At 45.4% G+C, this 26,492-nt stretch carries 25 protein-coding genes; 17 read left to right on the plus strand and 8 right to left on the minus strand.

The window, feature by feature from the left end; all coding sequences use genetic code 11:
* Nucleotides 1-28: 28 nt before the first annotated feature.
* The 5 genes from R7F64_RS05915 (at nucleotide 29) to R7F64_RS05935 (ending at nucleotide 3,936) form a co-directional block, all read left to right on the plus strand.
* Entirely contained in the window at nucleotides 29-2,047 is a 2,019-nt protein-coding gene (locus R7F64_RS05915) for a methyl-accepting chemotaxis protein (protein WP_005389543.1), read from the plus strand.
* Nucleotides 2,048-2,254: 207 nt separating this feature from the next.
* Nucleotides 2,255-2,674 (plus strand): NUDIX domain-containing protein, encoded by a 420-nt coding sequence (locus tag R7F64_RS05920; RefSeq protein ID WP_033905264.1) that lies wholly within the window; start codon nucleotides 2,255-2,257, stop codon nucleotides 2,672-2,674.
* The gene (locus R7F64_RS05925) at nucleotides 2,664-3,077 is read left to right on the plus strand and encodes an NUDIX hydrolase (protein WP_033905265.1); all 414 of its coding nucleotides are present in this window, start codon (nucleotides 2,664-2,666) and stop codon (nucleotides 3,075-3,077) included. The genes R7F64_RS05920 and R7F64_RS05925 overlap by 11 nt, the downstream gene beginning before the upstream one ends.
* A gap of 211 nt (nucleotides 3,078-3,288) precedes the next feature.
* The gene (locus tag R7F64_RS05930; protein ID WP_033905266.1) at nucleotides 3,289-3,669 is read left to right on the plus strand and encodes a hypothetical protein; all 381 of its coding nucleotides are present in this window, start codon (nucleotides 3,289-3,291) and stop codon (nucleotides 3,667-3,669) included.
* A gap of 48 nt (nucleotides 3,670-3,717) precedes the next feature.
* Nucleotides 3,718-3,936 carry a hypothetical protein gene (locus R7F64_RS05935; protein ID WP_033905267.1) on the plus strand — a complete coding sequence of 73 codons (219 nt, stop codon included), beginning with the start codon at nucleotides 3,718-3,720 and terminating at the stop codon, nucleotides 3,934-3,936.
* Between the two features lie 104 nt (nucleotides 3,937-4,040).
* On the opposite strand, the gene R7F64_RS05940 is transcribed toward R7F64_RS05935, so the two are convergent.
* Nucleotides 4,041-4,856, minus strand: a complete 816-nt coding sequence (locus R7F64_RS05940; RefSeq protein WP_033905359.1) for a sterol desaturase family protein — start codon at nucleotides 4,854-4,856, stop codon at nucleotides 4,041-4,043.
* A gap of 140 nt (nucleotides 4,857-4,996) precedes the next feature.
* Between R7F64_RS05940 and R7F64_RS05945 the strand changes: the two genes are divergently transcribed.
* On the plus strand, nucleotides 4,997-5,746 hold the full coding sequence (locus R7F64_RS05945; protein ID WP_005389532.1) for a tRNA-uridine aminocarboxypropyltransferase: 750 nt from the start codon (nucleotides 4,997-4,999) through the stop codon (nucleotides 5,744-5,746).
* 176 nt (nucleotides 5,747-5,922) lie between these two features.
* Nucleotides 5,923-6,831 carry an N-acetylglucosamine kinase gene (nagK, locus tag R7F64_RS05950; RefSeq protein WP_005377586.1) on the plus strand — a complete coding sequence of 303 codons (909 nt, stop codon included), beginning with the start codon at nucleotides 5,923-5,925 and terminating at the stop codon, nucleotides 6,829-6,831.
* 219 nt (nucleotides 6,832-7,050) lie between these two features.
* On the opposite strand, the gene R7F64_RS05955 is transcribed toward nagK, so the two are convergent.
* From R7F64_RS05955 to R7F64_RS05980, 6 genes are all read right to left on the minus strand, one after another.
* A complete protein-coding gene (locus tag R7F64_RS05955) occupies nucleotides 7,051-7,317 on the minus strand; it encodes a DUF2960 domain-containing protein (RefSeq protein ID WP_005377584.1) in 267 nt (88 codons plus the stop codon).
* A 74-nt stretch (nucleotides 7,318-7,391) separates the two neighbouring features.
* Complete coding sequence (locus R7F64_RS05960; protein ID WP_033905269.1) at nucleotides 7,392-9,170, minus strand: bifunctional molybdopterin-guanine dinucleotide biosynthesis adaptor protein MobB/molybdopterin molybdotransferase MoeA; 1,779 nt, start codon at nucleotides 9,168-9,170, stop codon at nucleotides 7,392-7,394.
* The gene (gene mobA / locus R7F64_RS05965; protein WP_005377572.1) at nucleotides 9,167-9,754 is read right to left on the minus strand and encodes a molybdenum cofactor guanylyltransferase MobA; all 588 of its coding nucleotides are present in this window, start codon (nucleotides 9,752-9,754) and stop codon (nucleotides 9,167-9,169) included. Before mobA ends, R7F64_RS05960 begins: the two co-directional genes overlap by 4 nt.
* Nucleotides 9,732-10,451, minus strand: a complete 720-nt coding sequence (locus R7F64_RS05970) for an energy-coupling factor ABC transporter ATP-binding protein (RefSeq protein ID WP_005377570.1) — start codon at nucleotides 10,449-10,451, stop codon at nucleotides 9,732-9,734. Before R7F64_RS05970 ends, mobA begins: the two co-directional genes overlap by 23 nt.
* A 50-nt stretch (nucleotides 10,452-10,501) precedes the next feature.
* Nucleotides 10,502-11,200 (minus strand): ABC transporter permease, encoded by a 699-nt coding sequence (locus tag R7F64_RS05975; protein ID WP_005377569.1) that lies wholly within the window; start codon nucleotides 11,198-11,200, stop codon nucleotides 10,502-10,504.
* 6 nt (nucleotides 11,201-11,206) lie between these two features.
* Entirely contained in the window at nucleotides 11,207-12,025 is an 819-nt protein-coding gene (locus tag R7F64_RS05980; protein WP_005389522.1) for a substrate-binding domain-containing protein, read from the minus strand.
* A gap of 334 nt (nucleotides 12,026-12,359) precedes the next feature.
* Here R7F64_RS05980 and R7F64_RS05985 point away from each other — a divergent pair, with 334 nt between their 5' ends.
* From R7F64_RS05985 to R7F64_RS05995, 3 genes are all read left to right on the plus strand, one after another.
* Nucleotides 12,360-13,811 carry a sigma-54-dependent transcriptional regulator gene (locus R7F64_RS05985; protein ID WP_031778964.1) on the plus strand — a complete coding sequence of 484 codons (1,452 nt, stop codon included), beginning with the start codon at nucleotides 12,360-12,362 and terminating at the stop codon, nucleotides 13,809-13,811.
* Nucleotides 13,801-15,840, plus strand: a complete 2,040-nt coding sequence (locus R7F64_RS05990) for a cache domain-containing protein (RefSeq protein ID WP_005377562.1) — start codon at nucleotides 13,801-13,803, stop codon at nucleotides 15,838-15,840. Before R7F64_RS05985 ends, R7F64_RS05990 begins: the two co-directional genes overlap by 11 nt.
* Before the next feature lie 215 nt (nucleotides 15,841-16,055).
* Nucleotides 16,056-17,648: an ABC-F family ATPase gene (locus R7F64_RS05995; RefSeq protein ID WP_017634911.1), complete on the plus strand. Its 1,593-nt coding sequence runs from the start codon at nucleotides 16,056-16,058 to the stop codon at nucleotides 17,646-17,648.
* 240 nt (nucleotides 17,649-17,888) lie between these two features.
* Here the strand turns inward: R7F64_RS05995 and R7F64_RS06000 are convergent, their stop codons facing one another.
* A complete protein-coding gene (locus R7F64_RS06000; RefSeq protein WP_054730068.1) occupies nucleotides 17,889-18,713 on the minus strand; it encodes a formate dehydrogenase accessory sulfurtransferase FdhD in 825 nt (274 codons plus the stop codon).
* A 323-nt stretch (nucleotides 18,714-19,036) separates the two neighbouring features.
* On the opposite strand from R7F64_RS06000, the gene R7F64_RS06005 reads away from it, so the two are divergent.
* The 7 genes from R7F64_RS06005 (at nucleotide 19,037) to fdh3B (ending at nucleotide 26,486) form a co-directional block, all read left to right on the plus strand.
* Nucleotides 19,037-19,501: a DUF3305 domain-containing protein gene (locus R7F64_RS06005; protein ID WP_005389514.1), complete on the plus strand. Its 465-nt coding sequence runs from the start codon at nucleotides 19,037-19,039 to the stop codon at nucleotides 19,499-19,501.
* The gene (locus tag R7F64_RS06010) at nucleotides 19,491-20,120 is read left to right on the plus strand and encodes a DUF3306 domain-containing protein (protein WP_318071529.1); all 630 of its coding nucleotides are present in this window, start codon (nucleotides 19,491-19,493) and stop codon (nucleotides 20,118-20,120) included. Before R7F64_RS06005 ends, R7F64_RS06010 begins: the two co-directional genes overlap by 11 nt.
* A 308-nt stretch (nucleotides 20,121-20,428) precedes the next feature.
* A complete protein-coding gene (locus tag R7F64_RS06015) occupies nucleotides 20,429-22,090 on the plus strand; it encodes a 4Fe-4S dicluster domain-containing protein (RefSeq protein ID WP_318071530.1) in 1,662 nt (553 codons plus the stop codon).
* Between the two features lie 9 nt (nucleotides 22,091-22,099).
* Nucleotides 22,100-22,726: a molecular chaperone gene (locus R7F64_RS06020; protein WP_005377544.1), complete on the plus strand. Its 627-nt coding sequence runs from the start codon at nucleotides 22,100-22,102 to the stop codon at nucleotides 22,724-22,726.
* Nucleotides 22,727-22,799: 73 nt separating this feature from the next.
* Entirely contained in the window at nucleotides 22,800-23,000 is a 201-nt protein-coding gene (locus R7F64_RS06025) for a twin-arginine translocation signal domain-containing protein (protein WP_005377542.1), read from the plus strand.
* Nucleotides 23,001-23,010: 10 nt separating this feature from the next.
* A complete protein-coding gene (locus tag R7F64_RS06030) occupies nucleotides 23,011-25,866 on the plus strand; it encodes a formate dehydrogenase subunit alpha (protein ID WP_005377539.1) in 2,856 nt (951 codons plus the stop codon).
* 11 nt (nucleotides 25,867-25,877) lie between these two features.
* Entirely contained in the window at nucleotides 25,878-26,486 is a 609-nt protein-coding gene (gene fdh3B / locus R7F64_RS06035; protein WP_005377536.1) for a formate dehydrogenase FDH3 subunit beta, read from the plus strand.
* Nucleotides 26,487-26,492 lie beyond the last annotated feature (6 nt).

Below are 26,492 nucleotides of genomic sequence, written 5' to 3' on the forward strand. Positions count from 1 at the left end.
CAACCTTAAGAAAGAATAAAAATTGATTATGGCAAAGCGAAAACGCTCACGCACATCACTTTCACTGATTCAGGCTGTCAGTGCAACATTTTTAACTATCATTGCTCTTGTTATAGCCCTTTCTGTCTCAAGTTTCAAAGGAATGGAACAGGTAGGGGAACAATTTGAAGACTTGTCGCAAAAAGCATTACCCATCGCGATGGCAAACGCAAAGTTAACCAGGAATGTATTGGAGATGGTTAAGCTACTCAACCATGGTATGCAGATTACTGAGCCGAAAGAGTTGCCTCTCATAAAAGAGCAAATCGACTCTCTTGCAACTCAAAGCACAACTTTGGTTGTGGAAGCGTCTGGTGTAGCTCAGCAACTTTCGGAGGAGTTAGACACCAAACTAGCGCGTTTACATAACATCACGCAGTCCATTTTGTTGAAGCAATCTTCGGTGATACAAATTCAAATGGATATTGATGCCGCTGTTGGTGGTTTTCGCTATGGGCTTAGCTCTATCGGTCCGGAAATGAATCGAATCAGTTCGTTCCTTAGTGCTGATAATCCTGAGTCGAGCGATGCCGCTAACCGTTTCATTGCTTCTGCAAGCTCAATGGAAAGTACGTTCTTAGTCATGATGATGCACTCAGAATTAAACAAAGCCGAAAAAGAATACCGAGAAATGCGAAATCGCATAGCAGGTATTAAACTCGCCTATGAAGACTTCCAATCTTTCCATCCTGAAGTAAGTGAATATGCAAGCTTAACCGCACCATATGAGATGGTGAAACAAGGCTTTAGTGAAAAGGGCGTGCTGCGTTTGATCCTCGCCAAACTAGAACAAGGGGAATTGCAACGTTCAGAGTTTAAACAGGCTTCGATGCTTGCGGATGAAACCATGCGGTTACTTGATCAAATCTCCCAAACCGCTGGTCAGTTGATCGATGAAAAAGAGCGGGTGGTCAACGAGACCATTGAATCGGTGAGCGTTGTGCTCGTGTTTGCGGCGTGTGTGATTTCTTTTATTATTCTGGTTACTTGGTTTAGTCTCAAGTCATGGACAAACCGAGGGTTAAGGAATGTACTAACGCGTCTTTCAGCACTTACCGAACATGATTTTCGTGACAAGGCAGAAGAAGTCGGCCCCTATGAACTGAAAGAAGTAGCACGAAAGTTGAATCAAGTAATCGATTCCACACATGACTCCATTCAAACGGTGACGCGCAATTGTGAAACGCTTTATCAGACGGCAGAAGTAAGTCACAGTGCAGCCGAACAAACAAGTGATGGGTTGGCAACACAAAATGAAGCGTTGTCGAGTATGATCACGACCATAACGCAGCTTGAAGCCTCTATTCGTGAAATAGCAATGGTGACAAATGCATCTTCACAGGACTCGCTCCTTGCAACCCAACACACTGAAAAAGGAGTTCAAGTCGTGGAACAAAACCGCGAACGTTTGGAGTCATTAGAAAGCTCTTTGGATGTAAATGAACAGTCAATGTTAGAGCTAGACCAGCGTGTTAAACAGATTCGTGAAATGGTGGATATGATCAGTGGGATCGCGGACAACACCAACTTACTTGCTCTCAACGCAGCAATAGAAGCTGCCCGTGCTGGTGAGCAAGGGCGTGGATTTGCGGTTGTCGCTGATGAAGTTCGCAAACTTGCAAGTGATACCTCTCAACAAACTACGAACATCCGAGAAATGATGAGCGAGCTTATTACTGCCGCAGAGCGTTCGCGCCAAGCAGTTAATGATTCAAGAGAAGAAATGACCCACGCGCTACAGTCCAGCAATGAAGTGAAATCGACATTTTCTGATATCAACCTCGCGGTTAAGCACATTCAAGAACGTGTTGAGCAAATCTCAGTTGCTACAGAAGAACAAGAACGAGCGACGGCAGATGTATCTCAATCCATCACGCATATTTCTGATCTTGGCGAACGCACAAAGCTGCAGCTTGAGTCTATGGTTGAGAGTTCTGAGCAAGTGGCGGAAATTGCCGGGCACCAGCAAGCAATGCTGCACAAGTATGAGCTTCATCAGACCAAGTAAATGAGATGTTTCCACCGACTAAAAGCAGAACCTCGGTTCTGCTTTTTTGTTACGGCTACCCATTCAATGGCTCCTATTTGCATTGCAAGAGTGAGTTACATCTCATCTCGTTCATTTCTAAAGGGTTTAGTTATCACAACGTGATGTTAATGCTTTGTTCGAGGGACTCGTTGACTAGAATGTCGCCAGAATTCAAAGGAACGAATCATGCAGTTATCACAAAGAGCCAGCCTCATACTAGTTAATCATCACCAAGAGCTTTTGCTTATCCACCGCGTTCGAAACGACAGACAGTATTGGGTTTTCCCTGGCGGCAGTGTTGAAGCAGGTGAGAAACCTTTTGAAGCTGCTAAAAGAGAAGCGCTGGAAGAAACCTCAATAGAACTTGGCTCGGTTAAGAAAGTTTTGGAACTCGAAAATCAAGGTCGCTTAGAAACCTATTTTCTTTCTTATGTAGGGAACTTAAAAGTGAAACTTGGGAGTGGGCCAGAGCAAATCAGAAAATCAGATGTTAATCAGTACCATTTGAAGTGGGTGCGTGTAGAGCAACTTCACTCGATTTCTTTATATCCAGAGAAAGCTAAAGCCTTTTGCTTGAAGCATAAGGAGTGGTTTTGTGATCGATAAAGTTTGCCCCGTTGTTCTACGTAATCAAAATCAAGAGATCCTACTTTTTAAACATCCGTTGGCGGGTGTTCAGCTCGTCAAGGGCACTGTTGAAGTGTTTGATGAAAGTTACATCATAGCAGCCAAGCGGGAGCTCGCTGAGGAGTCTGGTATCACACATGTTCGTTCCGCACGATATTTATGCTCATGGGACAGTGGCTTTCAAAATCAAGTATGGCATTTTGTTTTGTGTGAGTGTGCTGGCCTCGCTAATTCATGGCTGTTTCATACACAAGACGATGGCGGACATGATTTTGCGTTTTTTTGGCACGATATAGGGAGCGATATTTCCTCACAGGCGCATACTGTTTTTCAGCACGGACTGGAAAAAGTTCGAAAACTGATAGACCAAGGCGTGATTTAAAGGAGGATTCTGTCATTGCATTGGCGGATTTGGGCGAAACGCCAAAGCAAACACTATGCTTCTACTAGAAGCAAATAAAGAAGGTAGAGTAGCCGTTACTGTTCTCATCGTGTTGATAATGGCACTGTCGATCTCAAAAATGGCGATGAGATTACAAATGTTTAAGTGACTTCTATATGCTTTGCTCATTCATTCAGATAAGGAAACGGTAATGGATAAATTCGTCGTGTTTCTCTTATGCCTTTTTATGACAGTTGGCGGAGTGGTTCATCTTTATGACAACATTGTTGGTGGCTTTTTACCTTACGATTTTGCGCCACGCTGGTTGAATATGTATTGGAGCGCTTTGGGACTATTGGACTTATTAGCAGCGTATCTATTGGTCAAGCATCGCCGCTCTGGCCTAGTCGTTATGTTATTGATTCTTATAACCAATGTTATCTTTAGTTCCCACGCTCACTATACATTAGAAATATTAGATAACAACGTCGCCCTACAAATGAAGACACTGTTTTTAGGGTTCTCATTTGGGGTATCTATCTGGTTATGGAATGCGCGAAAACATAGTCAATCGCGCAAAATATTTCGTTAATTATTATTTTCACAACACTCGATTAAGGATTGTAAACAGGGACTCGTTATGAACGATTTTAAAGACTTGGCCAGTTTTGCTGGTTTCAGCGTACTGACAGGTTTGAGCTTTGCCACCACTTTCTTCAGCCTTGCTTTTCTATACAGCTCAATAGAGGTACAGCAAGTAATGAACACCAATGCTTTGGCATGTGCAGTGCTTGGTGTTGTTGGTTTATTTGTTGGTATTACTCAGTTAAACAAAAAGCGTCAGCTAGCAGAAAACTAATCTGTTCTTACACATCATGAGGATGAAGTAGTGTTTAACAGGGGTTTAGGCTTGGTCTATTCGTTTTGTTGACATACTTCATCCAACAATATTTTTTTCAACCATTACTTCTTCTCTTTATTGTAGCGAAAGGGCTGCGTTAAAAGCTTATCTAATCTTTGCTCTTCTTCGTCTCTAATTTCCGGCACACCAATAACAACATCATCATGACCCAACTTAGGCTGAGCTCGGTATGTCCCAAAAAAGCGGTCCCAAACTGAAAGGAAAAAACCAAAGTTTGAGTGGGTCTCTTTTACTATCACTGAATGGTGCACGCGATGCATGTCTGGTGTAACGATGACGTTTCGCAGTTTTTGGTCTATGGATAAAGCCAGTTTTGCATTACTGTGATTAAACATCGCGCTCGCATTAAGCACAATTTCAAATACCACAATTCCGATAGGTGAAACACCTAAGATAAACACGGCTGCAATTTTTACTCCCATTGAAATGATTATTTCGAAGGGATGAAAGCGTGCGCCTGTAGTGACGTCTATGTCGAGATCGGCGTGATGCATTCGGTGAATCTTCCACAGCGGTTTTACATGATGAAAGACAACATGCTGAGCGTAAATGACGAAATCAAGCAAAATGACGATTAGGAAAATGTTTAACCAATCGGGGAGGGACAGAATATTCAGCAGCCCCCATTGTTGCTCCTGAGCTATGACCGCAGCTTGAAAGGCGGCGATAGGCATGATTAAAGCAATAACTAGGCTGTTAAAAGCAACCAATGACAAGTTATTGACCCAGCGAAACCTGCGCGAAGCGGTCAGTGTTTTTCTAGGCAATTTGTTCTCCCAAATGGCACAAAGCAATAATACGCCAAGGAAAAAGCCTAATCTGAGCCATGAGGGTTCTTGAAATGTCGTTTCTGTCACTGTCATTCCCTTATTTATTTCTTTATCTATGACCGAGATAAGTGTGAAATTATTTCAACACACTGCTGATGGGCTTATCTTGAGGCGAAACCATAATATCAGTAGAATCGCGCTCTACTTTTTACTTGGCATTACTTACCATGAGAATTCACGCTTTCCACCGTTTATATCAGTACCGACAATCTATCTCAACCAAGCCTTTCAACGCGCGTGGATGTAAAGTGGTTCGTTGCCAATATTGCCAGGTTTCTGAGCAACACTGTTTGTGCGACCTTCAGCCAAACATTAAGGCTAATATTGCATGTATGTTGATTGTTTCTGAAAACGAAGTATTTAAGCCAAGTAATACCGGTCGTCTAATCGCTGATACGATTCAAGAGACTTACGTGTATCAATGGAACCGAACAGAACCGTCTGAAGAGATGCTAGCGCTACTACAGGATGACAGTTACCAACCGGTGATTGTATTTCCTGCAGACTATGTGGATGATCCCTCTCGTTTAATTGAAGATCTAGAGCCAGGGCGATTGGTAAAAGAAGATGTCGAGAACAAAAAATGGTTGCTGATCTTTATTGATGGTAGCTGGCGTGAGGCACGAAAGATATTCCGTCGTTCTGATTTTCTTAAATCTTTGCCTGTGCTTTCCATTGAGCCGGAATCTCTGTCTGAATACATCATGCGCCGCTCCGAGAATGATCAGCATCTTTCAACCGCCGAAGTCGCGACATTAGTTTTAAAACAAGCTGGTGAGCCTAAAGCTGCGGAATGCCTTCAATTGTGGTTTGAAGCCTTCAGAGAAACTTACATGCTGAGCAAGACTCGAGTCAAAAGCGACCCTAACCAGCCACACTTGAAACGTTTCAAAGAGTGGATGAAAACCGAGAGCTGACTCTAAGGAATGAGCTTTTGTTGATGGTATGTTGTTCAACTGGCTTCGGTGAGGGGATAAATCTGCATTCGGTCACGGTTTGCAGGCGTACAGATATGGATAATGCCATCAGTTTATACTTTTTGACTCTAGCCATTTTTGAGAGTCGTTTGAAGCATTTTTTAGGAGAGAAATACATGTATTACGGCTTTGATGTCGGTGGCACTAAAATTGAATTTGGTGCATTTAACGAGAAGCTTGAGCGTGTAGCGACGGAACGTGTACCTACACCAACAGACAACTACGAGCTGCTGGTTGATACCATTGCGGAATTGGTGAATAAATACGATACAGAGTTTGGCTGCGAAGGTACGATTGGTCTTGGCCTACCAGGTATGGAAGACGCCGATGATGCAACGGTACTAACAGTTAACGTTCCTGCGGCAAAAGGCAAACCACTTCGTGCTGATCTAGAAGCTAAAATCGGTCGCAGCGTAAAAATTGAAAACGATGCAAACTGTTTCGCGCTTTCTGAAGCCTGGGATGAAGATCTTCAAGATGAACCATCTGTACTAGGTTTGATCCTTGGTACTGGTTTTGGTGGCGGCTTTATCTACGAAGGCAAAGTATTCTCTGGCCGCAACCACGTAGCGGGTGAGGTGGGTCACACACGTCTTCCTATCGACGCATGGTTCCACCTGGGCGAAAACGCACCATTACTTGGCTGTGGCTGTGGCAACAAAGGCTGTTTAGATAGTTACCTATCTGGTCGTGGTTTCGAGCTTCTTTACGCGCATTACTACGGCGAAGAGAAGAAAGCGATCGACATTATTAAAGCGCACGCAGAGGGTGAAGAGAAAGCAGTAGAGCACGTCGAGCGCTTTATGGAGCTGCTAGCGATCTGCTTTGCAAACCTGTTTACTGCAACAGACCCACACACCGTTGTACTTGGTGGCGGCTTATCTAACTTCGAATTGATTTACGAAGAGATGCCAAAACGCATCCCTAAACACTTATTGTCTGTGGCTAAGTGTCCTAAGATCATCAAAGCAAAACACGGTGATTCAGGTGGTGTACGCGGCGCTGCGTTCTTAAACATCAAGTAATGACTTAAACCTTACTCGATATAAAGTAAGAAGAAATTTAAAGCCCCGTTTAGACTTTCAAGGTTAAACGGGGCTTTTACTTATATACCGAAGTAACTTGTATACCCAAGTAACTCATATACCTAAGTAATTTCGGTATGCTCGGGTATGGATCATGAACAAAAGTAGCATGCATAAAAAACTCACGACGAATCGTGAGTTTTCTGTTTGCAGCTAAGCTTATTTGTTCTTTTTGCCTACGCCCAGGTTTTCTTTTTGAGCTAGGGTGATTTTGCTAAAGCCTAATTTTCTGAAGTAGTTGTCGCGGTAGTTTCGCACCGCTTTAGTGTCAGACACTGCTTCGATTTGTTGCTCCATCTTTAGGAACTCAGTGATATCGATACCTTCGGCTTCTGCAACTGCTTCTTGAATGTTGCGGTGCTGCTGGTATGAGAACGTCAGTTCTTTGTCTTGGTCTTTGTAAGTGTAAAGAATGGTGCGAGCCATAGCTGTCTCTCTGAAAAGGTTTCTGTATTAAACAAAAAGGCCAGACTCGCTGACCTTTGAATTTCTAGTTTGAGCTAGATTCTGCCTTGAAGTGGGATAATTGTCACGCTTTCTCCCGCTTTTACTGTATCAATAGCTGGGGAGATTTCGATCAAACAGTTCGCCTCACTCATTGAGCGTAAAATACCAGAGCCTTGCTTGCCTGTTGTACGAACGGTTAAACGGCCAGTTTCATCCAGCTCATAGACGCCACGGCTAAACTCGGTACGACCTTGGCGAGAGCGAAGATTCTCAGTCGCGATGGCATTCACTTTCAGAGGCTTCCAGCCTTGTTCGCCTTGCATCTTACGCAGTGCAGGCTCAACAAAGTTGATGAATGAAACCATCACTGCCACAGGGTTGCCCGGCAGACCAAAGAACGGCTTGTTGTTGATTTGACCAAACGCTAATGGACGTCCCGGACGCATGTTGATTCGCCAAAAATCTATTTGACCAAGTTTATCCAAGGCAAGTTTGATGTAATCCGCATCACCAACAGATACGCCACCAGAAGTCATAACCACGTCCGCTTGCGCCGATGCGTTTTCCAACGCTTCAATCATTAACTGTTCGTTGTCTTCCAGAATACCGAAGTCCAAGATCTCGCAGCCGAGCTTTTCAAGCATGCCCATGATGGTAAAACGGTTGGAATCGTAGATAGAATTCGCTTTTTGCTCTGTTCCCGGCGCTTGTACTTCGTCACCGGTGGAGAACACGGCAACTTTCACTTTGCGGAACACATTCGCTTCACCAAAACCAAGCGAAGCGATCATGCCCATTTCTGGAGAGGCTAGGCGAGTGCCTGCGGTAAAGACGTCACTGCCGATAGCGAGATCTTCACCTGCTTGACGAACGTTTTGGCCTGCTTTGATATTCGCACCGTTAAAGGTGACCTTGTCACCTTCTTGAGAGGCTTGCTCACGCATGACCACTGTGTCGCCGTTACGTGGTGTTGGTGCGCCAGTCATGATCTTCACCGCTTGACCAACGTCCAGAGGTTGATCGTAAGCATGGCCCGCCATCACTTCAGCAACCACTTGGTAGCTATCGCGCTCAACATCATCACTGCGGATGGCATAACCGTCCATCGCGGAGTTGGTGTATTGCGGCACATTTACTGGTGAAACGATATGTTCCGCAAGAACGCGCCCGTAAGCATTTTCAATCTTGCATGCTTCTATTTCCGAAACCGTGTTCACCAAAGAAAGGATTTTCTCTTGGCCTTGAACCACAGAAAGGAAAGCTGGAGAAAGAGTGTCGCAACATGCGGCGTCTTTCTCTTTAGATTTTGGTGCTTTTGCATCTTGAACGTATTGAAGAACAAATTGAGCGATGGCATCCAAATCATTGATGTTCATTTGAGGGAGCTCAGAATCTAACCCCGCAGTGTTTGAAGCGATAGCGATGATGTTTTCATCGTTTGGATAAAGCCAAGGCTTGCCGACTTCTTCACGGTGCAATTCGATTTTAGGAAACGCGATGTTTTTGCAGCCTTCGACCAAAACCACATCAAGCATGTCTTCATCAAAACGTGTTAATAGGTATTCAAACTCCGCTTCGGCTTCTGGCGTTTCTGTCATTAACGCAAAACGGTTGCGAGAAGCAATCAGCATTTGAGATGCGCCAGCTTTGCGTAAACGGTAGCTGTCTTTACCCGGCTTATCGACATCGAAGTTGTGATGAGCATGTTTTAGCATGCCAATGCGCAGGCCCGCTTCAGTTAGCTTTGGCAATAGAGCTTCAAGTAGTGTGGTTTTGCCTGTGCCTGAATAAGCCGCAAAACCAAGAATAGGAATGTTTAGCGTGTGTTTCATGATTCTAATTGTCCAAATTGCGCCAGTTCTTCCGGAGTGTTCAAGTTGACGAAACAGTTTGGTGAGTCGCTAAAGTCAACGTAACTGGTATTGCACTCTTTGTAGAGTAGAATGATTTTGCGGTCGCCACGTTCTAAAAATGCGGTGAGTTTTGGCAGTACGCGCTTGTGGTAGAGCGTAAAAACAGGTTGCTGATGGTCACCATCATGCGCGACCAAAATATCGCTGTCTTCTTTGACGAACTGGCAGAAACGCTCGACAAGGTCGGTGTTGATTTGTGGGCTATCGCAAGGTACAAATCCGACCCAGTCAGTTTCAGCATGCATCAAACCCGCGTGAATACCGCCCATAGGCCCAGGGAAATCTTTGAATTGATCACTAAATACGAAACCAAATTTGCTGTACGCATCTTGGTTTCGGTTGGCATTAATTAAAATGCGTGGAGTTTGTGGAGATAAACGCTCAATAACGTGTTCGATGAGTGGCTTCTGATTTAACTCAATCAGACCTTTATCTTTTCCACCCATACGGCTGGCTTGGCCACCAGCCAAAATGACCCAACTAGTTTGTGTTGGTTGAAGCATATGCATTCTCTTGGGATGTTTCTTTTGGTATGACATACAACAGAGGAGACTCTATCAAAGTCTTGTCTTTAATCCACCACTGTTTTTTACATAAGTCGGTCAGTGCGTTGGCCTGATGGCTTGTCACCACGATACTGGAACCACGATCCAAAAGATCTTTCGCCATCATTACCAATCGTTCAATGGATTCTTGGTCTAAAGACGCACTTGGCTCATCCATCAATAAAATCGACGGTTTTAAAATCCAAGCCCTTGCCATGGCAACGCGCTGTTTTTCACCGCCGGACAACACGGAAATATGTTCGTCCGCTAAGGTTTCTAAACCTACCATGCGCAGCGCGTGAATAACTTGAGCTCGCTTATCTTTTTGCGTGTCTTGTTGATATTTCACTCCATAGACTACGTTTTCATATACAGTGCCGTCAAAAAGGTAAGGGGATTGATGGAGATAAATCACATCGACACGACCATTGCGACACGTCAGTCTTTTCAGCCACGTATCTTTTGGCGCAACAACATCGCCAGTAGAGGGTTTGAGCAAGCCAGCAAGGATTTTGAGTAGGGTAGTTTTGCCCACACCATTGTCACCCTTGAGATAAATGGCATCATTTGGGCCGATGGCTAACTCAGGGATGTGGAAAAGCACACGCTCTTTAAAGCGCATGGATAACTGTTCGGCGGTGATTTTTATAGTCATAATTCGCCTCGACATGGGGTTAATGGTGAGTCGTTTGTTTGCTTCATGTTCTATGTTCTGAGGTAGCCTTTGCCTCTCATGCTTGATAAGAAGAAGTTTAGAGCCAACGCTAAAGATAGTAATACAATTCCTAATGCAACTCCTTGCGCAAAAGCACCTTTACTGCTTTCCATTGCGATAGCCGTGGGAATATTTCGCGTCACGCCCATAATGTTCCCACCAACCATCATTGAGCAGCCCACCTCGGTCACGATACGTGAAAACCCTGCAATGATAGCCGCAAGTAGAGGAAAGCGGGTTTCCCAAATCATCGTAGCTGCCAAGCGCGGAATGGAGACGCCCAGCGTGATGGCAGTTTCCACTGCACGACGGTCGCTAGATTGTAATGCACCATGCATCATCGATACCAAAACAGGGAAGCAGATCACCATTTGGCCGAAGATCATTGCCTTCTGAGTGAACAGCATTTGCCAGTCTCCCCAAGGGCCAGCACGCGACAGCAACATGTACAGCAACAGGCCAATCACCACGGTAGGGACCGCTTGCAGCGTATTTACGATCGACAACAAAAACCATTTACCGCGAAAGTCGGTATACGCCAGTACAAAGGACATCAAAATAGCCGGCAATACCACTAGGGATATTGCCTTAATAGAAACACTAAAGGAGACCGCAACGATCTCCCATAGGTCTGCATCAAAATTCACCAGTAAGCGAAGCGCTTCCAGTGTTGTATCAGCAAGATTCATATTGCGTTATTTGCTCTCAGCATTCGCAACAAACAGTTGTTTACCGTTTAGGCGGAAACCATTGATAAGTTCCTGTCCGCGAGGGTTTACCAACCAATCACTGAATGCCTTCGCACCTTGGTAGTTGATCGTTGGGTAACGCTCAGGGTTAACAAGAATAACTTGGTACGGGTTAAACAGTTTTTCATCGCCTTGGAACAGAATTTCTAGATCCAATTTGTTTTGGTAAGCCAGCCATGTGCCGCGGTCCGTCATGGTGTAGCCTTGCATTTCAGACGCCATGTTTAGAGTTGGGCCCATACCTTGACCTACGCTACGGTAGCCACCAAAGTTCGGTTCGATTTTAGTTTGAGCCCAGAAGCCCATTTCTTTTTTGTGCGTACCAGAATCATCGCCGCGAGAGATGAACGTTGCGTTTTTGTTTGCGATCTCTTTGAATACATCTAACACGCCTTCGTCATTTTTGATTGTTGCTGGGTCAGCTTTCGGGCCTACAATCACAAAGTCGTTGTACATTAGCTTGCGAGGTAAAACGCCGTAGCCTTTCTCAACAAATGCGCCTTCAGCTTTTGGTGCATGTGTCATCACCAAATCTACGTCACCGTTTTCGCCCATTTTTAAGGCTTTACCCGTACCTGCAGCAATAACATCGACTTTGTAGCCCGTGTCTTTTTCAAATTGTGGAAGCAGGTAATCAAGTAAACCTGAATGGTAAGTACTGGTTGTGGTTGCAAGGCGAACATGTTCTCCGTCTTGAGCAGAAAACGCAGAGTAACTTACAAGCGTGATAGACGTTGCAGCCAGAGTTAGCGCAATTTTTTTCATTTTTATGTGTTCCTTTCCAATGATTCTTTGGAATCTCTCCAGGTTTTAGGGAGAAGCCTTTTTGGACGAGAGCGATTAGCGTAATACGCAAGTTGTCTTAGGGTGTTGGAATAAGCAAACATCAACATCCTGAGATCACTTAAATGCGCTCCGTATCCACCTTATAGCAAACAAGATGCCAACCTTTTACAAGCTTAAAGTGCTTGGTTTATGCACTAAATCATGGGGTTATTTGCATAAAAGTTTGCGTTGGTACAAAATGTCGCACTTTTTGTAGGGTATCTCTGTTTAAACTTGGTACACTCTGTCCCATCGAAATCCATCTGGGGTAAATATGTCTACTCAATCCCATCTTAGTACAAACCAACAATATAGCGCCTTTTCCGTACTGGTCGTCGATGATGAATTAGGCATGCAAGCCATCTTGAAAAAGGCATTGGGTAAGCTTTTTTCACATGTCGATACAGCTGGTAGCATCGAAGAAGCAGAACTACTGCGTAATTCTCGACATTATGATCTGATCTTACTGGATATTAATCTGCCAGGGCGTTCTGGAATTGAGTGGGAAGAAGCGTTTGAAGATGATGACAAACGTGCCGATGTGATTTTTATGACGGGTTATGCGGATTTAGAAATTGCCATTCGAGCGCTACAGCTCGGTGCTTCCGACTTTATCCTCAAACCATTCAACCTTGAGCAGATGTTAAAAGCGGTCAGTCGCTGTATGGATCGCCGTTTGAACGAACGCATGCAGTACGCCATGACACGCGATTACCAACGTCACAATACCTCAGAGATCATCGGCGGCTCAGAAAAAACGCGTCTGCTTAAGCAACTTATTAACCAATTTGCACCATCACGCGCTTCTGTTTTGGTGGAAGGTGAGTCGGGTACGGGTAAAGAACTAGTTGCACGAGGTATCCACCAGGCGAGTGGGAGAACGGGCCCGTTTGTGCCAATCAACTGCGGTGCGATTGCACCAGAGCTTTTAGAAAGTGAGTTGTTTGGTCATACATCGGGCGCGTTTACCGGTGCAAAAAAATCGCGTGAAGGTTTGTTCCGTGTTGCTAACGGTGGCACCTTATTTCTTGACGAAATCGGGGAGATGCCACTTGCAATGCAGGCATCATTATTACGTGTGTTAGAGCAGCGTACGATTCGCCCTGTCGGTTCAGAAAGAGAGATCAGTATTGATGTCCGTATCGTAGCGGCAACCAACCGAAACCTGCAAGAAGAGGTCAATCAAGGTAATTTCCGCAGTGACCTCTATTACCGTTTAAACGTTCTGAAAATTGAAGTGTGTCCGCTGCGAGAGCGCAAAACCGACTTATTTGAGTTGGTGCCATTTTTCAGCAACATGCTGACGCGCGAGCTAGGTATGCCCGCGCCCAAATGGGCGCACGAGGACATGGAAGCCATGAGTGAGTACGATTGGCCGGGAAACATTCGTGAGCTGAAAAACTTGATTGAGCGTTGTATCTTGCTTGGCAAACCACCTGCACACTATTGGCGAGAGCTGAATGGCGGGCATTCACTGCCTAATGTATCGATTACTGTTTCTCACTCAGCTGAGTTACCAACCTTTAAAGAAGGCAAAGAATTTACTGGCGAGGGCTATCCAAACAGCTGGACGTTAAAAGAAGTCGAGAAAGCACATATTAAACAAGTCGTTAACTTGCACGAAGGCAACAAATCAGCCGCTGCTCGCGACTTGGGCGTAGCTCGCAAGACCTTAGAACGTAAATACAAAGAATGGGATTCTGAGGATGAGGAATATGCCGACTAACGGCCCACAGCACAAAGGATTGTCAAAATGGACGCACCGTTTTAAAACCATGGTGCGTTATCGTTTGTTATTCTTAACCTCTGCGCCGATTTTCCTCACGTTGTTAGCTCTGATCGGCATTACCATTTATTGGTCTATTCATTACACGTGGCAAAATGCGCTGCTTGATGTCTCGGAGCGTCTTGGTGTTGCAAATAACAGCGTAACGTTGTTACAGCAAAAGCAAGCCAATTACGTGCGGGCGTTTGCCGATTCGTACGATTTCCGTATTCGCATTAATCAAGGAACGCCACAAGGTGACCTGCAAAAGTGGGTCACAGAGCAGAAGAAAAGATATGCTTTAGATTTTCTCTCTTTCCAACGCGTTAATTCCATGGAAAACAAATTCCGCTTTATGGATCTCACCAAGCGCGAATCGTTTTTTGATGTACTCAATAAAGAAGAACTCGAACGCCTCGATCCTGAACTCGCCAAACGAGCAGAAGTGCCTATTCTTGCTGATGGTGACAGGGAGGCGCGTGGGTTAGTCAGTCGAACCGTGATTCCGGTATACAGCCAAGCGAACGATTTGATCGGCTTTCTTGATGGTGGTTTGCTCCTTAACAACAGTACAGTGTTGGTGGATCAAATCCGCGATCTCATTTACTTAAGTGATAATGACCGCCTTCGCCCTGTGGGTACGTTGACTGTGTTTCTCGATGATTTGCGTGTGAGCACCAACGTTCCTCTAGACAGCGATCATAGGCTAGGGCGCGCCATAGGCACTCGCGTGAGTGCAGAAGTGTATAACCAAGTACTTTCGAAGGGTGAACAGTGGGTTGATCGCGCTTATGTGTATGACGCTTGGTATATTACGGCGTATCAACCAATCAAAGACCAATACGACAATGTTATTGGTATGCTTTATACCGGTTACCTCATGTGGCCATTCGTTAAAGCCTACATGACGAACATTGCCGAAATCAGCTTGATTACGGTTATGTTATTGCTGGTTTCCGGCGTGATGGTATATCGCGGTTCTTATGATCTGTTTCGACCGATCGAACGCATTCATAAAGTGGTGAAGCAGGTCCAACAAGGTAAAGAAAAACGGATTGGCCCGTTAGGATTAGATGCCGATCATGAACTTGCGCAGTTAGCCAGACAGTTTGATGATATGTTAGACGCGCTAGAAGAGCGCAAAATTGAACTGAAAAACTCCGCAGCTCAACTTGAATGCAAAGTTCAAGAGCGTACGGCAAGCCTGAGAGAAAAAACCCAAGATCTTGAACTGCATATTCAATTGCTCAACCAAACCCGCGACAAACTCGTTGTTCATGAAAAACTGGCAGCGCTGGGAGAGCTCACCGCGGGGATTGCTCACGAAATTAATAACCCAACCGCCGTGATTCTTGGCAACGTAGAATTGATCCATTTTGAATTGGGTGACGATGCAAGTCGAGTACAAGAAGAAATTGATGCGATTCACGCGCAAATTGATCGTATCCGCAATATCACACGCAGTTTATTGCAATACAGTCGCCAAGGCGGTGTTCAAGATGAAATCACTTGGCAACATGTCAATCCTATCATTGATGAAAGCATCACCTTGGTTAAAACTGGCACCAAGAAACGCGACGTTGAGTTTGTGACTGACCTACAAGCGCATACGTCCGTTGAGATAAACCGTCACCACTTGCTACAAATCTTAGTTAATTTGCAAATGAACGCCATTCACGCAATGAGCGGTAAAGGAACTTTAACAGTAGTCAGTGAAGACTGGATTGAAGAGGGCGAAGTGAAAGGAGCCGCGATTCATGTTATCGATGAGGGCTGCGGTATTAAACCAGAAAACTTGAGTCGAATCTTCTCGCCATTTTACACAACGAAACGAGAAGGCACAGGGTTAGGGCTATCGGTCTCTCAAAGTATTCTCAGCCAAACGGGTGGTGAGTTAAAAGCAGAGTCTGAATGGGGAAAAGGCAGTAAATTCAGTATTTATTTACCTAAAAAAGCCGAACTGATCCTAGAGGTGACGAACATCGCATAGTCACTTTTTTGAAGTATTAATGGAAAAGAGCCACTGACGATAGTGGCTCTTTTTTGTATTTAATGACGCATTTATGTTTGCGCTTTTGCTTCTTAGAAACCTTACAATGATTTCACTTGGAGTGAATTAATAAAAACAACACTTGCAGTATGTAGCATGAACAAGTACCGTTGCCCGGTTTTTCTAAATACACCCCAATTGCTAAGGTAAAGGTTTTGATCTCCACAGCGAATATTACTCAACAATTCGGCGCTAAGCCGCTATTCGAAAACATTTCAGTTAAGTTCGGCGAAGGCAATCGCTACGGCTTAATTGGAGCTAACGGTTGTGGTAAATCAACCTTTATGAAGATCCTCAGCGGCGAGCTTGAGCAAACCAGTGGTAACGTAAGCTACGATCCAAACGAGCGCGTTGCAAAACTGAACCAGGACCAGTTCGCTTACGAAGAATTTACGGTAATCGATACCGTCATCATGGGTCATAAAGAGCTATGGGAAGTGAAGAAAGAGCGTGACCGTATCTACTCACTTGCTGAGATGAGCGAAGAAGACGGCATGAAAGTGGCTGACTTAGAAGTTCAGTTTGCTGAAATGGACGGCTACATGGCAGAAGCCAAAGCGGGCGAGCTTCTTCTTGCTGTAGGTATCCCAATGGAGCAACACTTCGGTCTAATGAGTGAAGTAGCACCAGGCTGGAAACTTCGTGTGCTTCTAGCGCAGGTTCTATTCGCAGACCCAGATGTGATGCTTCTTGACGAACCTACCAACAACTTGGACATGGACACAATTCGTTGGTTGGAAGATACGCTAAACGCGCGTAACTGCACAATGATCATCATTTCGCACGACCGTCACTTCCTAAACTCAGTATGTACACACATGGCTGACTTGGACTACGGTGAACTACGCGTTTACCCTGGTAACTACGACGAGTACATGACGGCGGCTTCTCAAGCTCGCGAACGTCTACTAAACGACAACGCGAAGAAGAAAGCACAAATCGCTGAGCTACAAACGTTCGTTGCTCGTTTCTCTGCAAACGCATCGAAAGCAAAACAAGCGACATCTCGTGCTAAGCAAATCGACAAGATCAAACTGGATGAAGTTAAAGCGTCTAGCCGTCAAAACCCATTCATTCGTTTCGAACAGTCGAAAGAGCTGTTCCGTAACGCTCTGATTGTTGAAAACCTAAGCCAAGGATTCGAAGAGGACTTGTTCTCAGACTTCAATGCAATTTTTGAAGTGGGTGAGCGCGTTGCGATCATCGGTGAGAACGGTGTGGGTAAAACAACACTTCTAAACACGCTTGCTGGTGTGCTTGAACCGCGTGCGGGTGAGTACAAATGGTCTGAAAACTCAAACATCGGTTACTACGCGCAAGACCACGCGCATGACTTTGCAGAAGACATGAACCTAACGGATTGGATGGGTCAATGGCGTCAAGAAGGTGATGACGAGCAAGTCGTTCGTGGTTTCCTTGGTCGTATGCTGTTTGGTCAAGACGACATTAAAAAGTCAGTAAAAGTACTGTCTGGTGGTGAGCAAGGTCGTATGCTGCTTGGTAAGCTAATGATGCACAAGCCAAACATGCTGCTAATGGACGAACCTACTAACCACATGGATATGGAATCGATTGAATCTTTGAACACCGCGCTTGAGCAATACAAAGGCACGTTGTTCTTCGTCTCTCACGACCGTGTATTCGTAGACTCACTAGCAACGCGTATTATCGAAATCCGCGATGGTAAAATCACAGACTTTAAAGGCACTTACTCTGAGTTCCTAAAATCTCGTGGTGTTGACGCGTAATTACTCGCAAAGCGTTTAAAAAGCAAAAGCCTCGCTATTTAGCGAGGCTTTTTTGATATTTGGCCTTAATCCTTAAACTGACCTGTTATATACGCATAGAGCCCGACCACGCCAAAGGTAATAATCATAGAAAGCATGATACCGCTGGGCGTAAGCAGAAAATTCCACAATTGGTCATTATTCATAGTCCACATCCTCTGTGAATCCGCATTATTGGTTTTAGTTTACACTGAAAAGGTGTTATTGGTTGCCTTTTACATCAAATTCAACCTTGTCGGCTCCTGTAAAGACTTGGAAGCGCAAACCTTTCGCACGCGCAATGGTCGTAATACCAAATTGCTTCGCTAGATCTAACCCCATTTGAGTAACGCCAGAGCGAGAAAGCAGAACAGGAATGCTCATTTGAGCCACTTTAATCACCATCTCTGATGTAAGGCGACCAGTTGTGTAGAAAATTTTATCTTCACCTGTTTCTTCTTTGAGCCACATCTCACCTGCAAGTGTATCCACTGCGTTGTGACGGCCGACATCTTCCACAAATGACAACACTTCATTACCTTTGCAAACCGCACAGCCGTGTACTGCGCCCGCTTTTTTGTAGGTGTCGTTGTAATGAGTTAACGCTTCCAGCGCAGAATAAATTTCTGACTGCTTAAGAGAAACTTGAGGCACTTGATAATTTTCAAGCTGCTTCATCACGTTGCCATACATAGTGCCTTGGCCACAACCTGAGGTGACGGTTTTCTTTTTCAGGGCGCCTTCTAAGTGTTCAGTGTTTTCTTTAGTAATCACCGCTGCGGAATGCGTTTCCCAGTCAATAATAACGGATTCAATCGCGGCTGGATCGGACAGGAAGCTTTGGTTTTTTAAATAACCCAGTACTAGTGCTTCTGGACGCGAACCTAGCGTCATGAGCGTGACCACTTCTTTCCAGTTCAGCATGACCGTAAGAGGACGCTCGCAAGCGATTTGCTTCGTGAGCTTTTCGCCGTACTCGTCGTACACATCGACTTCAATGGTTTGCAGGGGATTTTCACTGGTTTTAATAATATTTGGTTTCAGCACAGTCGTGTCCTAGTGATTAAGAGCGTTAGGTTGCTACGCATTTTAGCTTTTTAAGTGGCTAGCAAATCTCATTCCAAAATAGCGGTTCCCACAGAAATTGCGAGGTTTTATGTCAACAATGCATTAAAACTGCGAGTTCGCAGTAATGACACATCAATACATTTGAGTTTCGTCTAGTTTGGTACTTATAGCCTGAGGGAGTATATAGACTAAGTTATATCAGCTTGGCGCGTTTATTGCTTCGAAGACAATAAAAATGGTCGAAAACGGGGGCAAAATGTCCTGTGTGTTTTCAGACCAAAAATAGAAAGACTGGGTGAGTTATGTCGGATAAGAAAGATTTCGAAAAAAATTACGAAAAGACTGAGGATACATGGCCAATCGGCGTAGAGCTTGTTGAGCATGAGATCAGTACAGGGATTTGGGTGACAACCCAATGGCAGTTGACAGGATTTGCGCTGAATCCGACGGAAGAGACTCCAGATGTTTGTCTGTTGCAATTACATAAAGACGAGCGTACAGACTACCGTTTTAACTTAAGCTCTCAGCAACCTAAACTCTTTTTAGTGATGGATAACGTCGAGTCTGGTGAAAAACCAGCGATACAGCTACTGACGGCTTCACAATCTGTCGCGGCGCAATATATGGATGGTGATAACCTTGTACTATCTAACGATATGCCGTTAGCCGTTCAGGCTTGGATGGAAGCCTTTATCGGTCGCCACGGTGAGTTGTTAGAAGTAAGACGCAAGAAACGCAAAGGAGCAGGCAGAGCAAATGGCAACTAGTTTTTTAAGCCGTTGGTCGAAACGTAAACTAGAAGAATCTTCCCAACATGCTGAAGAGATCACGCCGATAGCAGAGACGGAGCAATCCGAAGATAATGTCACAGCGCTTTCAAACGCTGACGAAAGCTCTGATACTTTGAACGTCAATGAGCATAGTCAGGCTCCAGACATTACCGCGACTGTAGAGGTTGAAAAAACCGAAGAAATGTCTGTGGCGCAACTGCTGGTTTCTGAAGCTTCAGAAAGCGTTAAGAAAGCTGCGCTGCGCAAAATGTTCTTGTCCGAAGAATTTAACGTGCGTGACGGCCTAGACGATTACGATGATGATTACAGTAACTTAAAGTCACTTTCTCAAGACGTCGCTGAGACGCTGCGTGATTGGGTTAAAGACAAAGTGGAAGACGAACCAAACGCTGAAACTGCGCAAGGGTCTGAGCTTAACGCTAACGATATCGCATCTGAGGTAGTTGAAGACGCAGAGTCAAACACCGACAAAAATGCCCAAATTACTCAAGATGAAAATGAACTGTATATAAATACAGTGTCTAGTGAAAGTGATACTTTTGCTGAAGAATCACAGCCTAACGAGGTGAGACAAAATATACCACACAAAGAATAGGTACATTTTGACTAAACACTCAATGAGCCGGCTGAGACAAAATGTCTCAACCGGTTTTTTTATCCCTACTATTTGTCAGTAAAATTGATAACCTATTGATTTTTAGTTGATATTTTATTGGCATGACACTTGCTATTTGTTGCTAAATACCAATCTGGTTGAAGTTAGTACGGACGCACTGCGTAGTATTCATCGCCTATAGACGGTGGAATAAGAATGCTCATTGATAAGTTAATCAGCAGAATCTCCGGCGCTAACTACACTAAGAGATGGAAAAGACTATCCATGTTTATAAATGGAATTGAGCAATGCTGAAACAATTATTAGAACAAGCAACTTCCAATAACGGTAAAGCGAGGCTGTACGCTTTCGAAAATACCGTAGAGTTGACCAATCTTATTCCACCAACCGTAAGCTATGAAAGCGGCGGTAATACTTTGATTGTGGGCCCAACGGCAATCATCGAAAGTGCGGCAGCGCAATTGTCGCAAATGAACAGCCTAACTCTGCTTTCTACCGATGGCGAAAAGGGCACAAATCCCGAGCTTTATTACGCCAATTCGGTTCAGGTTTCAGGGTTCTTAGGTACGTTTGAAGTTCTGATTGAAAATCATGGTTTGACCAACAACCTTGCCAAGGTCGCGATCAATAGCGATTGTTTCGATATCGTACTCGATCTTTGCCTTAACAGCTGCATGTCGGAAGAAGTCCCAGTACCGGGCTACTACCCAGTAGGTCGTGGCTATCCGAAACTGGCTGAAGCGTTGGAAGAGATTCCAACCTTAATGGGGACGTTCGATAAACCGAAATTCTTCCGTTTAGATACCGATTTATGTGCACACAGCTCTCGTGGCGTAAAAGGTTGCGAACGGTGTGTGGATGCTTGTCCGGCAGGGGCACTATCGAGTGAAGGCAGCGACAGAACGGGCCATCGCATCGAGATCAACCCATACCTATGTCAAGGCGTGGGTACTTGTGCTACAGCGTGTCCGACAGAAGCGATTCATTACGCACTGCCAAACCCTGAAGATACGCAAAAGTTTATTGAACGTACGCTCGCCAACTATGAGCAAGCGGGTGGTTTAGATCCTATCGTATTGATTTGTAGTTCTCGCCACGAGAGCTACAACGTGATGGCACTAAAAGTACTGCCAGATAATGTGATTCCAATTGTGGTGGAAGAACTGCCTTCGGTTGGTATTGATACTTGGTTCGCCGCGCTTGTGAATGGTGCTACTCAGGTGCTGTTTGCGGCTTCACGTTTTATGCCTCAAACCATTATTCGTGTGCTTAATAGCGAAGTAGGTATTGCTCAAGAGCTGCTCGGTCAGCTTGGTATCGCCAAAGAAACCATCGACATTCTGTATCTAGAGTCACTACGTGAAGGTGCTCCGACACTTTGTACTGAGTCTTTTGATTTGGCATTAGGTGATTTGCAAGGTAACAAACGTCAGCGTCTATTTACGGCGTTGGATGCGTTGTCCGCATCACGTATTCCAGTTGAGAACATTGTTGAACTTCCAGCGAACGCACCTTACGGCACAGTCTCTTGTGAAAGTAAAGGTTGTACGTTGTGTATGAGCTGTGTGGCGGTGTGTCCAACACGTGCATTGCATACGGACGGTCGATCTCCGTCGCTTAAATTCGTCGAGCAAGACTGCATTCAATGTGGGCTGTGCGAGAAAGCGTGTCCAGAGAAAGTGCTGACGCTTACTCCTCGTATGAACTGGGTGAAAGAAGAACGCCAGAAAGCGGTTGTGATTCATGAAGAAAAGGCAGCCGAGTGCATTCGTTGTCACAAGCCTTTTGCTCCGCAATCGATGATCGACATGCTACAAAACAAGTTACGCGGTCACTCTCATTTCTCTGATGAAGCGGCAATCAATCGTATCGCGATGTGTGAAGACTGCCGTGTGATCGACATGTTTGAGTCGATGGCAGAAGACCCAATGAAACAACTGAAATACTAGGAGCTCGCAGTGGACACACAACAAGAACAAACACTGAGAACAGACATTTATCTCGTACTATCTGCACTTTTTCGTAGTGCGCCTAGTGATGAAATGCTGGCGTTCCTGAAGTCGCTAGAAATTGAACCGTCTGAGAGCGCGATGCAAAAAGCTTGGCTCGCACTGCAACAAGCCGCGAACGAAACGCAGCGAGAAGCGTTAGAAGAAGAATATCAAGATCTGTTTATTGGCATTGGACGTGGTGAAGTTGTGCCATTCGGATCTTGGCATCGCACTGGCTCGATGATGGAAAAACCGTTAGCGGAAATTCGTCGCGATTTGGATCTTTTAGGCATCGAACGAGAAGAGAACGTGAAAGAGCCTGAAGACCATATTTCTGCACTGTGCGAAGTGATGGCAATGCTGACAGGTGAAGAGGAAGAACTTCAACAAGCGGTGTTTAACAAACACATCGCCCCTTGGTTCCAATCTTTTACGCGCCAACTAGAGAGCGCAGAAAGCGTGAACTTCTACAAGCCAGCTGCACAGCTTTGCGATGCGTTTTTAACGTTAGAGCAAGTGCGCTTTAGCGTGAACACCAAAAGCAGTAAGAACAAATTAAAAATTGATGTGAAAAACGTCACTGATTACGAGTAATCGAGCAGTACTTGGTCATATCGATAGAGAGGCATGAGTCTCCAAAGATCTACCGTAAGGTAAGGAAGCAATGATGAAAGATAATAAAGAAATAAACACAAGCCGTAGGGATCTCCTAAAAGGCTTCACAACCGCTGCCGTTGCCGGTGCTGTTGTTGCGGGAACCACGAAAGTGGCCGTTGCTTCAGAAACGGTTGAGCCTTCTGAAAACGACGTGAAGAAGAAAGGGTATCGTGAAACTCAACACATTCGCGATTACTACGACACACTTTAGGAGATAACGGATGAAACTTGTCAAACGCTCCGACAGTGTGAGCAAAGAAACGAACCAGCTTGGCGTATCTCGTCGTGCATTCATGAAAAACACTTCGCTTGCCGCTGGTGGCGCAGTGGTTGGTGCTAGTCTATTCGCACCGGGAATGATGAAAAAAGCGCAAGCAAAATCAGTCGATCCAGAAGCGAAAACAGAAGTAAAACGTACTATCTGTTCTCACTGTTCAGTGGGTTGTGGTATTTACGCAGAAGTTCAAAATGGTGTTTGGACGGGTCAAGAGCCTGCATTCGACCACCCATTTAACGCCGGTGGTCACTGTGCAAAAGGCGCAGCACTGCGTGAACATGGTCACGGTGAGCGCCGTCTTAAATACCCAATGAAGCTTGAAAACGGTAAGTGGAAAAAGCTTTCTTGGGATCAAGCGATCGAAGAAATCGGTAACAAGGTGATGGACATCCGCAAAGAGTCTGGCCCTGATTCGGTTTACTTCTTGGGAAGCGCAAAGCACAGCAACGAACAAGCGTACTTGTTCCGCAAAATGGCATCACTTTGGGGCACTAACAACGTTGACCACCAAGCGCGTATTTGTCACTCAACAACCGTGGCGGGTGTAGCAAACACTTGGGGTTACGGTGCGATGACCAACTCTTTCAATGACATGCACAACTGTAAGTCGATGCTGTTCATTGGTTCAAACCCAGCTGAAGCACACCCAGTGGCGATGCAGCACATTCTGATCGCGAAAGAGAAGAACAACTGTAAGATCGTCGTAGCGGATCCTCGTCGTACACGTACGGCAGCAAAATCGGATCACTATGTATCACTTCGTCCAGGTTCTGACGTAGCATTTATTTGGGGTGTGTTGTGGCACATCTTCGAAAACCAATGGGAAGATAAAGAGTTCATCCGTCAACGAGTATTCGGTATGGATGAAATCCGTGCTGAAGTAGCGAAGTGGACGCCAGCAGAAGTAGAGCGCGTAACAGGCGTAAGTGAAGAAGACGTTTACCAAACAGCAAAACTGCTTTCTGAAAATCGCCCAGGCTGTATTGTTTGGTGTATGGGTGGTACTCAGCATACTACTGGTAACAACAACACACGTGCTTACTGTGTGCTTGAGCTAGCGCTTGGTAACATTGGTAAATCAGGCGGCGGCGCAAACATCTTCCGTGGTCACGATAACGTACAAGGCGCAACCGACCTTGGCGTACTTTCTGACACGCTACCGGGCTACTACGGCCTTTCTGAAGGCGCTTGGCGTCATTGGTCAAAAGTGTGGGAAATCGATTACGAATGGATCAAAGGTCGTTTCGATGACAACGCTTATAGCGGTCAGAAACCAATGCACAGTGCAGGTATTCCTGTATCTCGTTGGGTTGATGGTGTACTGGAAAACAAAGACAACATTCGTCAACGCGAAAACATCCGTGCAATGTTCTACTGGGGACACGCAGTTAACTCTCAAACACGTGGTGTTGAGATGAAAAAAGCGATGCAGAAGTTGGACATGATGGTGATTGTGGACCCTTACCCAACGGTTGCTGCGGTAATGAACGACCGTACCGACGGCGTTTACCTGCTTCCTGCAACAACACAGTTTGAAACACACGGCAGCGTTACCGCATCTAACCGCTCTCTACAATGGCGTGATCAGGTGATTGAACCTTTGTTTGAATCAAAACCAGACCACGAAATCATGTACCTGCTTTCGAAGAAACTGGGCTATTCAGATCTTCTGTTCAAAAACATCCGTGTTGAAAACAACCAGCCGGTGATTGAAGACCTGACGCGTGAATTCAACAAAGGCATGTGGACGATTGGTTACACAGGCCAAAGCCCAGAGCGTTTGAAAGCGCACCAACAAAACTGGCATACGTTCCACAAAACCACATTGGAAGCGGAAGGTGGCCCTGTCAACGGTGAAACCTATGGTCTACCTTGGCCATGCTGGGGCACACCAGAAATGAAACACCCAGGTACACACATTCTGTACGATACGTCTAAGACGGTTGCAGAAGGTGGCGGTAACTTCCGTACGCGCTTTGGTGTGGAATTTGAAGGCAAGAGCCTTCTTGCAGAAGACAGTTATTCGAAAGGCTGTGAAATCAAAGACGGTTACCCAGAGTTCACTGACAAGTTGTTGAAACAACTTGGTTGGTGGGACGACCTAACTGCTGAAGAGAAAGTGGCAGCAGAGGGTAAAAACTGGAAGACTGACCTTTCTGGCGGTATTCAGCGTGTCGCGATCAAGCACGGTTGTATTCCATTTGGTAACGCGAAAGCGCGTGCGATTGTTTGGACGTTCCCAGACCGTGTGCCACTGCATCGTGAACCACTTTACACACCACGTCGTGACCTTGTAACGGACTACCCAACTTGGGAAGACAAAGATGCAATCTTCCGTGTTCCTACGTTGTATAAATCCATTCAAGAGCAAGACAAATCGGGCGAGTACCCAATCGTTCTGACTTCTGGCCGTCTGGTTGAATACGAAGGTGGTGGTGAAGAGACGCGTTCAAACCCTTGGCTTGCCGAGCTTCAACAAGAAATGTTTGTTGAAGTGAACCCGAAAGACGCGAACGATCTTGGCTTTAGAGATGGTGATGATGTTTGGGTTGAAGGTGCAGAGAAAGGACGAATCAAGGTGAAAGCGATGGTAACACGTCGTGTGAAACCTGGTTTGGCGTTCATTCCGTTTCACTTTGGCGGTAAGTTCGAAGGTGAAGACCTACGTCCTAAATACCCAGAAGGTACACAGCCTTACGTTGTTGGCGAATCGGCTAACACGGCAACCACTTACGGTTACGACCCGGTTACCTTGATGCAGGAAACCAAAGTAACCCTATGTAACATTCGTAAAGCGTAAGGAGTCTGACAATGGCACGAATGAAATTTCTATGTGACACCAAACGCTGTATCGAGTGTAACGGCTGTGTTACTGCATGTAAGAACGAAAACGACGATGCGCTTGAATGGGGCATTCAACGTCGCCGCGTGGTAACACTAAACGACGGTGAAGCTGGTGAAAACTCTATCTCTGTTGCTTGTATGCACTGTACCGATGCGCCTTGTATGGCAGTTTGTCCAGCTGATTGTTTCGAGCATACCGAAGACGGCATCGTTCTTCACAATAAAGATCTGTGTATCGGTTGTGGTTACTGTCTGTTTGCTTGTCCGTTTGGCGCACCTCAGTTCCCTAAACAAGAAGCGTTTGGCGAACGTGGCAAAATGGATAAATGTACTTTCTGTGCAGGCGGCCCAGAAACAGAGCCTGGCTCTGAGGAAGAGCGCCAAAAATACGGTGCGAACCGTATCGCAGAAGGCAAGTTACCGATGTGTGCATCGCTTTGTTCAACCAAAGCGCTGCTTGCGGGTGACGCAGAGAAAGTCTCTGACATTTTCCGTCAACGTGTGGTAGAACGCGGCGCGAAAAACGCAGGTTGGACAGACGGAAACGATCTTTCTTACGATGCGACGAAAAGCTAAGTAAGG

This window comes from Vibrio sp. Vb1980 (genome assembly GCF_033338615.1).
In the GTDB taxonomy this organism is placed as follows: Bacteria; Pseudomonadota; Gammaproteobacteria; order Enterobacterales; family Vibrionaceae; genus Vibrio; species Vibrio alginolyticus.